The sequence below is a fragment of the Streptomyces flavofungini genome (genome assembly GCF_041028215.1).
Lineage (GTDB): Bacteria > Actinomycetota > Actinomycetes > Streptomycetales > Streptomycetaceae > Streptomyces > Streptomyces flavofungini_B.
In genome coordinates this window covers 1-548 of sequence record NZ_JASKYR010001495.1, presented here as the reverse complement: position 1 = coordinate 548, position 548 = coordinate 1, and the positions used below count along the sequence as shown (strand labels likewise).

Sequence of the window (548 nt, the reverse complement as noted above, 5' to 3'; positions counted from 1 at the left end):
CACCAGCTCCTCCCCTACCTCGACGACTCGACGGAGTCCGCGGCCGACGAACCCGGCGGCTACGACCTGCGCATGACCGTCACCCTCAATGGCCAGGTCATCTCCGAGCCGCCCTTCTCCACCGTGTACTGGACGGCCGCGCAGCAGCTCGCCCACATGACCGTGAACGGCGCCTCGCTGCGCACCGGGGACCTCTACGGCTCGGGCACCGTCAGCGGCCCCTCCGCCGGTCAGTACGGCTCCCTGATCGAGATCACCTGGAACGGCCGCGACCCCCTGGAACTCCCCGACGGCAAGCGGACCTTCCTGGAGGACGGCGACGAGGTCACCCTCTCGGCCTGGGCCCCCGGCCCCGGCGGCACCCGAGTGGGCCTCGGCGAGGTCACGGGGCGGATCGTGGCCGCGGGTGGTGGCGCTTAGGCGATTGCCGGTTGCCGATCGGCGGTTGCTGGTTGCCGGTAGGCAGTTGCCGGTAGGCGGTAGCAGCGGCGCCGAGCTGCGGGCTGGGCCGGGGGGCGGCGTGCGTACCCCCGGCCTACCAGTCCGGC

At 72.8% G+C, this 548-nt stretch carries 1 protein-coding gene; it reads left to right on the top strand.

Going from position 1 to position 548, the window contains the following annotated elements; genetic code table 11:
• Window positions 1-420, top strand: a 420-nt coding sequence (locus AB8Z36_RS41850) for a fumarylacetoacetate hydrolase family protein (RefSeq protein ID WP_369218541.1), incomplete at its 5' end; no start/stop codon positions are given.
• Window positions 421-548 lie beyond the last annotated feature (128 nt).